Source organism: Clostridium brassicae (assembly GCF_026738875.1).
Lineage (GTDB): Bacteria > Bacillota > Clostridia > Clostridiales > Clostridiaceae > Clostridium_H > Clostridium_H brassicae.
Window position 1 is genome coordinate 1 of sequence record NZ_JAPQFJ010000044.1, and the last position, 7,367, is coordinate 7,367.

Consider the following 7,367-nt stretch of genomic DNA (forward strand, 5'->3'; position numbering starts at 1 on the left):
CGAGAACTATAGCATCTGGTGGTTATGGCTTGAAGGTAACACCCGTTCCCATTCCGAACACGAAGGTTAAGCTTCAAAGCGCCGATGGTACTGCACTGGAGACGGTGTGGAAGAGTAGGTCGCCGCCAGGTAATTTGGCTCCTTGGTCAAGCGGTCAAGACACCACCCTTTCACGGTGGTAACAGGGGTTCGATTCCCCTAGGAGTCACCATTATTTTTATATATGCAGGTGTGGCGGAATTGGCAGACGCACTAGACTTAGGATCTAGCGCCTTTGGCGTGGGGGTTCGACTCCCTTCACCTGCACCATATAAATAAGCGGGTATGGTTCAATGGTAGAACGTCAGCCTTCCAAGCTGAACACAGGGGTTCGATTCCCCTTACCCGCTCCATTTTGCGTCTTTAGCTCAGCTGGATAGAGCAACGCCCTTCTAAGGCGTGGGCCAGGAGTTCGAATCTCTTAAGACGCACCATAATATTGGGATGTCGCCAAGCGGTAAGGCATAGCACTTTGACTGCTACATGCGTAGGTTCGAATCCTGCCATCCCAGCCAAATAAAACTCTTCTATTTTATTGTAGAAGAGTTTTATTTTACATAATATATTTAATATAAATTGACAACAAGACTATCAAGTGCTATAATATTACAAGTAAAGTATAAAAAGTTAATTACATGGCTCCTTGGTCAAGAGGTTAAGACGTCGCCCTCTCAAGGCGGAATCAGGGGTTCAATTCCCCTAGGAGCTACCATTATATTGTCTCAATTTAAAGATTGAGGCTTTTTTTATTGATTTTTTAAAGCAAATTCGTTATTTATAGTAAGAGAATAGACAGAAATAGATTTTTATTATATTATCATGATCAATATAGTTTTTGAATTATATAGGAATAGATAAAAATTAATATGGAATTATTTATTACAATATAATCATCCTATTTAATATATAATAATGTTGAAGATATCAATAGAATGTATGAAAATATTTTTATATAAAAGGAGCTTATGACAAATATGATATATGATAACAATATTTTTAGAGCGGAATTTATAAAAAGGCCAAATAGGTTTATTGCTTATGTAAAATTGAATGGGGAAGAAATTGTTGTTCATGTGCCTAATACAGGTAGATGTAAAGAGATACTTATACCTGGAGCTACTATTATTTTAAAAGAAGGGAAAAACCAAAATAGAAAAACTAAGTATGATTTAATAGCAGGATATAAGGATGGAAAATTAATAAATATTGATTCTCAAGTACCTAATTATGTAGTTGATGAGGCCTTGAAGAAGGGTAAAATAGATAAGTTAAAGAATTATACCATAATCCAAAGAGAAAAAACTTTTGGAAATAGTAGATTTGATTTTAAACTTTTAAATAGCCAAGAACAAGAGTATTATTTAGAAGTGAAGGGTGTAACATTTGAACAAAATGGACATTGTATGTTTCCAGATGCTCCAACAGAGCGAGGAAGAAAACATATTTTAGAATTAATCGAGGTTAAAGCACAAGGTAAAGGAGCGGGTGTCTTGTTTTTAATACAATTGCAAGAGGCAAATAAGTTCTCTCCTTATGATGATATGGATAATAAATTTGGAGATGCGCTTAGATTAGCTTATAAAAAAGGAGTGGATATTTTTGCATATAATTCTAATGTCAAAGATAACTATATAGAGTTAAATAAAAGGATAGAAATTTTATTATAATCAATAAGAATAAATACTAATTTAAGTTATAATTCTATAAATCAGCATATGGAACTATATACTATAAAATGTAAATGCATTATAATTATAGTACCATAATCATTTAAGTATATGTGTAAATAATAGGTGATGGAATTAAAAGGAATAATTAAATTACGATATTATTCAGGGAGGGGAATTATATGAAATATAAATTTTGTCCTAAGTGTGGTTCAAAATTAATAATGAAAGATAGCTTAGATGAGGGCCAAGTACCTTATTGCCCCTTTGATAATACCATGTATTTTGATTTACCTAAGCCATGTGTAGTGGTAGCGGTTGTAAAAGGAAATGAAATACTTTTACTTAAACAAAGCTATATCTTTAAAAATTCAAAAGTTCTAGTTTCAGGATATGTAACAAACGGTGAAACTGTTGAAGAAACTGTTGTTAGAGAAGTTAAAGAAGAAACAGGAATAATTGTAAATAAACTTAAATATTTAGGTAGCGATTTTATTAAGGAATCTGAGCTTTTAATGTTAACTTATATGGCTCAATATGTTAAGGGAGAGATTAAAAAATCTGCTGAAGTTGAGTTTGTAGAGTGGAGCAGTATAGAAAATGCAATATGCCAAATGAAAGAGGATAGAATAGGAAAAGAAGTTGTTAGAAAAGTCTTAAAAGAAATAGGATATGATAAAGAGTGTATATATTTATGTGAGAATAAATATATATGATTAAAAATTCAAATTATATCGACCTTTGTCTTAAGAGAGGCAAGGTATTATTTTTTGTAGATAATTAGATGTAGAGGAGATATATAATATGAAATATATTAATAATAACTGTAAAAAGTGTCCTGAATTTTTAAATAAAGATTGTGATGGTAATGTAGAAGATTGTATATGTAAGAAATGTCCTAGAAATTTAGGAGAATGTCTTATTACAAAATATTGTAGAGAAACAGAATCTGTAATATATTAAGAATTATTCAATTAGTGGGAGTATATATTAGTTCATAGGGATTAGATTTAAAATTAAGTATATTTGTAAAAAACGAATTTTATTTTAAATTTGAGGGAAACTATACTAAAATTAATAAATTAAAAGGTGAGTGCTTAGTATGATTTCCAAAGAATTTAAAATGGTAGTGGCTCAAAATTGTTTAGAGTATGATGCAAAATATGCAATAACTATGTTTAGTATGGGAACCCTTTCTGAAAGTTGTAATAATTGTAAAAATTTTATTAATGGAGAATGCTCAAAAGGGTTATTTGATGAAGTTATTCAAATAATAAGTAGAAACTAAAGGAGCGGATTCTATGAGAGACATAAGATATGATAAAAAATCTGTGAAGATGGATAATACAATTAAAAGTGTATCAAATCTCAATAACATAAATGATATGGAATCATATTCTATGGCAGGAAATCAACAGACTATAGCTATTGCTACTAACTGTTCTGGATATACTCCAATAAATAATATATTTGGCATAACTTCTTCTTATGATTTAACTATAAGTTGTAATATGTGTGATAATTTTCAAAATAACGTGTGTCAAGTGGGCTTATATGATAAAGTTCTATCAAATCTATATGAAAGATAAAAATATTATTTAATATATCACTTTATTTCGATAAAATCATATATTAATAGCTATATCAATTTATAGACTATATAAACATATATTAAATTAATTGTACTATTTAATAGATACATGTAAGTATGTGTAGTAAAGTCTATCAGGCCAGAATATTGCGAAAATTATGATTAAATAGTATAATAATATTGTGGCTACAATATTATGCCATGTGTGGGAAATTAAAGTTTATAACAGAATTAAAGGTGAGTTATTCTATTTAAAGTAACTAAGATTTATGGTCGTCAATTTATTAAGCTTAGTTACAAATAGAATAAAGAGTATAGGTATAAAATGAGTCTGTCTACGGAGGTAATATAAATAGTATGGTAAAGACATGTCTTATAGTTGAAAGTTACTTATATGCCTTTAACTCTGTTTAATATGGATTTTTATATATGATTGTTGCTTGTTCGGATTTTATTTTTAATTTAGAATACTGCGAAAAATTCGCAGTATTTTTTTTTATTTTTGATATAATAATTATTGGTATAACGTTTAATTTATATTTTAGTATGTTTGTTTTAATGAGCTTAGTAATTTAAAATATATGTATAATATATCTTAAAATTGAAAAATTTATTATGTACTGTAGCAATTATTTGGATTATAAAAGAGAGGTAAAAAATATGGAATGGTTAATTAGAACAGAAAAAATTATAGGAAAAGAGAATTTAGAAAAATTAATAAAAAGCAAAGTTGTTATATTTGGAATTGGGGGGGTAGGAGGTTTTGTAACTGAAGCTTTGGCTAGAAGTGGTATTCAAAATATAACCTTGGTTGATAAAGATGAGGTAGATATTTCTAATATAAATAGACAAATAATTGCTACAACTAGTTCGGTTGGTAAAGCAAAAGTAGATGTAATGAAAGAAAGAGTTTTAGATATAAATCCCTCATGTATTGTAACAACTCATAAAGTGTTTGTAACTAAAGACAATATCAAAGATATAATAGGGCAAGATACAGATTATGTTATAGATGCAATAGATACAGTAACATCTAAAATTGCTTTGGTTGTTTGGTGTAATGAAAATAATATAAGATTGATTAGCAGTATGGGAACAGGAAATAAATTAGATCCTACTAAACTTAAAGTTTCAGATATATACAAAACTAATGTATGTCCTCTTGCTAAAGTTATGAGGAAGGAACTAAAATCTAGAGGTATAAAGAAGTTAAAGGTAGTGTATTCAGAAGAGTTACCTATTAAAATAAGTGAGGAATATAAAGATAAAGGTCAAAGGAAACAATCACCAGGAAGTATTTCCTTTGTTCCATCGAGTGCGGGACTTATTATAGCAGGAGAAGTTATTAAAGACTTAATTTATGATTAAGGAGTTGGTTCAGTGGAGAAAAGAAAAAATTTTATAGCTATAGTCTTTATATTCATAATGATGATTTTATCTGCAATGTGCGATAATGTTAGAGGACCATTTGTTCCTACTCTTAAACAGGAATTTTTAGTAGAAAATAAAGGTATATCACTAATGGTGCTTATGTGTTCTTTAGGATATATGAGTTTCACCTTTATAGGAGGAGTGTTGTGTGAGAAAATAGGACAGAAAAGAGTGTTTTTATTAGGATTTATGTTTATGGTTATTCCTCTTATAGCATTATATTTTTGTAAAAGCTTTCTATTATTAATAATAGAGCTTTTCGTATTAAATATCGGACAAGCATTTATTGCCATAGGAACTAATACCATAATCCCTATACTTGCCATAAATTTTCAAGCAATACTTATGAATTTTACACATTTTTGTTATAGAGTTGGAGCTACTTGTGCCCAAAGGTTTGCGGGAGCAATGCTATACAAAGGAATAACTTGGAAACAAATATATCTGATGATAGCTGTGATAGCTACTGGAACTTTTCTGAGTTTTATTTTTGTTAGAATACCTGAAGTTAATAAAGTTAAAAGTAAGGAAAAAATAGATTATAAAAATATATTAAAAAATAAGATGATATACCTTTATATGATTGCTTTAGGAGCATATGTTTCAGCTGAGACAAATACAGGAGTGTGGTTTGTGAACTTTATCCATGATACATATAAACTTGATGTAAATAAAGGGTCTTATTATGCAGCTATATTTTTTGGTACACTTGCATTAGGAAGATTACTAGGTGGATTTATAGCTGAAAAACTTGGATATATTAAAACAGTTTTAATTTCTATTTCTATAGCGTTTATATTATACACAATTGGAATGGTAATTGGATTGAATGGAATAATAATTATTTCACTATCAGGAACATTTTTTGGAATCATCTTTCCTACCACTATTCTTACTCTAAGTAAAGTTTTTAAAGATAATATATCATTTATAACTGGATTAATAATAACTGTAGCATCAGGAACAGGTATGTTTATCAACATTTTAATTGGAAGTCTAAGCGATTCAATAAGTGTATATAAGGCATACTATGTTATTCCTATTTGCTTATTTATATGTGTTATATTTACTTATTTAATTTATGTAAACACTAAAAATATATCTAATGAAAGCAGGGGATAGCAATATGTATAAGGTATATAATAATGAAATAAAAGTTTTAAAGGGCAAAGATAATGAGTACATAATAAAAGATAAATATGGTATAAACTTAGGCGTTATTTTTATAATTGAATTAAGTGCAAAAAATAAATTTTGTAGTTTTAGGATTAAATTCTATAAAAATGATGAAAGTCATAGAGAAGAGCTAAAAAAAGCACTAGACTTAATGGTTACATCTTTATTCAAAAATACAGAAGTATTAAAGATAGATGTTATAGTTGATCAGGATACTATGTTAAGTCCGTTTACAGAATTAGGTTTTACATTAGAAGGAATATTTATTAATAGCTATACTTTAGGTAATGAACGTAGAAGTGAATTAGTTTTTGGTGTAGAGATTAGCGAGTTTAAGAAAGACAGGAATATAAATATTTTAAGACTTAAAGGAAAAAATGTAGAGCTTAAGATTCTAACCCCAGAAGATTCACAGGATATTTTAGATTATTATAAAAGAAACAAAAACTATTTACAACCATTTGAGCCATTGAGAGAAGAGAGTTTTTATACAATAGAAGCTCAAACAGAGAGTCTGATAGAAAGTTATAAACAGTTTTTAAATGGAACAAGTGCTGAATTTGGTATATACAAAGATAAAAAATTTATAGGTAAAATAAGATTATCGAACATAGTAAGAGGAATATTTAAGAATGCATTTATAGGTTATTCTATAGATAAAGATGAACAAAATAATGGATATATGAAAGAAGCTATAAAGCTTTTATTAGAATATGCTTTTGAAGATATGGAACTTCATAGGATAGAGGCAAGCACTCTTGTGGATAATGAAAAATCTCAAAGAGTTTTAATAAGTTCTGGATTTAAAGAGATTGGAATAAGTGAAAAATATTTATTTATAAATGGCAAATGGAGAGATCATAAAATATTTTATAAGACAAATAAATAAGTATCTAATAAAAGGTGCTATCTTAAAATAGATTTACACAATATATTGAGATATTAATGAGAAAATCAATATATTGTGTTATTTTTTAGTTTAATATAATTTCTTTTTAATTAAAAAATATTAAATTAATAGTTTATAAAAATAGATCTAGAATTTGTTAGATTATAAAGTGTATTAAATGATATAAAATACATAAAATAAAGATGGTTTTACAAATACTGTTCCAGGAGTATCAATATATGATTTTAGAAAAAATTAATAGATATAATGAGAAATTTAGAGTTATTTAAGTTAGATGACATAAAATAATGAAACGATACATGTATTATTTTGATAAGATAATCCATGTCGTCGCGAGAGAGCAATGGCAAGACGACAACAAGGTTTGAAATAAAAAACCAAAAAAGTTGTTGACAAAGAAGAGACAAACTGATATACTAAATAAGCTGCTTAAGTGCAGCGAAAGAAATGGTCTTTGAAAATTAAACAGAAGTTGATATAAAGTCAGTCAATTGAATTGAGTAAAGATTAAACTTTTAAATTGAGAGTTTGATCCTGGCTCAGGACGAACGCT

The 7,367-nt window shown here is 28.2% G+C and carries 8 protein-coding genes, 6 tRNA genes and 1 rRNA gene; all 15 read left to right on the forward strand.

Annotation, left to right across the window (positions count from 1 at the left end; translation table 11 throughout):
* Nucleotides 1–14 precede the first annotated feature (14 nt).
* The 15 genes from rrf to OW729_RS19055 all read left to right on the forward strand — a co-directional run bounded on the left by rrf (nucleotide 15) and on the right by OW729_RS19055 (nucleotide 6,793).
* A 5S ribosomal RNA gene (gene rrf / locus OW729_RS18985) occupies nucleotides 15–131 on the forward strand.
* A gap of 5 nt (nucleotides 132–136) precedes the next feature.
* Nucleotides 137–211: transfer RNA gene (locus OW729_RS18990), tRNA-Glu, on the forward strand.
* A 14-nt stretch (nucleotides 212–225) separates the two neighbouring features.
* Nucleotides 226–309 (forward strand) — tRNA-Leu (locus OW729_RS18995).
* Between the two features lie 9 nt (nucleotides 310–318).
* Nucleotides 319–392: transfer RNA gene (locus OW729_RS19000), tRNA-Gly, on the forward strand.
* Nucleotides 393–396: 4 nt separating this feature from the next.
* Nucleotides 397–473: transfer RNA gene (locus tag OW729_RS19005), tRNA-Arg, on the forward strand.
* A gap of 6 nt (nucleotides 474–479) precedes the next feature.
* Nucleotides 480–554, forward strand: a tRNA-Gln gene (locus tag OW729_RS19010).
* A gap of 122 nt (nucleotides 555–676) precedes the next feature.
* Nucleotides 677–751 (forward strand) — tRNA-Glu (locus tag OW729_RS19015).
* A 262-nt stretch (nucleotides 752–1,013) separates the two neighbouring features.
* Complete coding sequence (gene sfsA, locus OW729_RS19020) at nucleotides 1,014–1,706, forward strand: DNA/RNA nuclease SfsA (RefSeq protein ID WP_268063110.1); 693 nt, start codon at nucleotides 1,014–1,016, stop codon at nucleotides 1,704–1,706.
* Between the two features lie 182 nt (nucleotides 1,707–1,888).
* Nucleotides 1,889–2,422 (forward strand): NAD(+) diphosphatase, encoded by a 534-nt coding sequence (locus OW729_RS19025; protein WP_268063111.1) that lies wholly within the window; start codon nucleotides 1,889–1,891, stop codon nucleotides 2,420–2,422.
* A gap of 88 nt (nucleotides 2,423–2,510) precedes the next feature.
* Nucleotides 2,511–2,669 carry a hypothetical protein gene (locus tag OW729_RS19030; RefSeq protein ID WP_268063112.1) on the forward strand — a complete coding sequence of 53 codons (159 nt, stop codon included), beginning with the start codon at nucleotides 2,511–2,513 and terminating at the stop codon, nucleotides 2,667–2,669.
* A gap of 139 nt (nucleotides 2,670–2,808) precedes the next feature.
* Complete coding sequence (locus tag OW729_RS19035) at nucleotides 2,809–2,994, forward strand: hypothetical protein (RefSeq protein ID WP_268063113.1); 186 nt, start codon at nucleotides 2,809–2,811, stop codon at nucleotides 2,992–2,994.
* 13 nt (nucleotides 2,995–3,007) lie between these two features.
* Nucleotides 3,008–3,295: a hypothetical protein gene (locus tag OW729_RS19040; protein ID WP_268063114.1), complete on the forward strand. Its 288-nt coding sequence runs from the start codon at nucleotides 3,008–3,010 to the stop codon at nucleotides 3,293–3,295.
* Between the two features lie 662 nt (nucleotides 3,296–3,957).
* The gene (locus OW729_RS19045) at nucleotides 3,958–4,665 is read left to right on the forward strand and encodes a tRNA threonylcarbamoyladenosine dehydratase (protein ID WP_268063115.1); all 708 of its coding nucleotides are present in this window, start codon (nucleotides 3,958–3,960) and stop codon (nucleotides 4,663–4,665) included.
* A gap of 12 nt (nucleotides 4,666–4,677) precedes the next feature.
* Nucleotides 4,678–5,850, forward strand: a complete 1,173-nt coding sequence (locus OW729_RS19050) for an MFS transporter (RefSeq protein WP_268063116.1) — start codon at nucleotides 4,678–4,680, stop codon at nucleotides 5,848–5,850.
* A gap of 4 nt (nucleotides 5,851–5,854) precedes the next feature.
* Nucleotides 5,855–6,793, forward strand: a complete 939-nt coding sequence (locus OW729_RS19055; protein WP_268063117.1) for a GNAT family N-acetyltransferase — start codon at nucleotides 5,855–5,857, stop codon at nucleotides 6,791–6,793.
* Nucleotides 6,794–7,367: the final 574 nt, after the last annotated feature.

Bases quoted from the DNA above. Each gene is read 5' to 3' on its own strand.
- sfsA (WP_268063110.1), top strand. From the start codon at position 1,014: ATGATATATGATAACAATATTTTTAGAGCGGAATTTATAAAAAGGCCA.
- OW729_RS19045 (WP_268063115.1), top strand. From the start codon at position 3,958: ATGGAATGGTTAATTAGAACAGAAAAAATTATAGGAAAAGAGAATTTA.
- OW729_RS19055 (WP_268063117.1), top strand. From the start codon at position 5,855: ATGTATAAGGTATATAATAATGAAATAAAAGTTTTAAAGGGCAAAGAT.
- OW729_RS19025 (WP_268063111.1), top strand. From the start codon at position 1,889: ATGAAATATAAATTTTGTCCTAAGTGTGGTTCAAAATTAATAATGAAA.
- OW729_RS19040 (WP_268063114.1), top strand. From the start codon at position 3,008: ATGAGAGACATAAGATATGATAAAAAATCTGTGAAGATGGATAATACA.
- OW729_RS19030 (WP_268063112.1), top strand. From the start codon at position 2,511: ATGAAATATATTAATAATAACTGTAAAAAGTGTCCTGAATTTTTAAAT.
- OW729_RS19035 (WP_268063113.1), top strand. From the start codon at position 2,809: ATGATTTCCAAAGAATTTAAAATGGTAGTGGCTCAAAATTGTTTAGAG.